Source organism: Mesorhizobium sp. M2E.F.Ca.ET.209.01.1.1 (genome assembly GCF_004010375.2).
Classification (GTDB): Bacteria; Pseudomonadota; Alphaproteobacteria; order Rhizobiales; family Rhizobiaceae; genus Mesorhizobium.
Genome location: NZ_SADP02000293.1, coordinates 1 through 399, shown reverse-complemented (window position 1 = coordinate 399; position 399 = coordinate 1). Strand labels below are relative to the sequence as shown.

The 399-nt window shown below is 63.9% G+C and carries 1 protein-coding gene; it reads right to left on the bottom strand.

Annotated elements, in window-relative coordinates:
- Nucleotides 1-399: glycine cleavage T C-terminal barrel domain-containing protein (locus tag EN852_RS35725; protein WP_135879672.1), on the bottom strand; the 399-nt coding region annotated here is incomplete at both ends.

Genomic DNA, 399 nt, shown 5'->3' with positions numbered 1-399 from the left:
AAAAGTGCGAAGCGGTTTTCCTGGAATTGCTCCAGCCGCGCATCCGCTCGAAATTGGCATCGAACAGCGGCGTCGCCTGAATGCGCGCCGCATGCCGCTTGCCGAGGATCTCGATCTCGAAACCGTCCGGTCTGTCGGCGATTTCCTTGGGCACATAGCCCATGGCAACCGACTTTTTCGAATTGTGCGCATAGCCGCCCGACGTGACCCAGCCGCGCACGGCGCCCTCATGCCATATCGCCTCGTCGCCGATGACGTCGGCATCGGTCGCCTCTACGATGAAGCTGCGCAGCCGAAGCTTGCCGCCCTCTCTGCGCTCGGCGAGCGCGGCCTCCTTGCCGATGAAATCGGCGTCCTTACCGTACGCGACGAAACGGTCGAGCCCGGCCTCGACCGGCC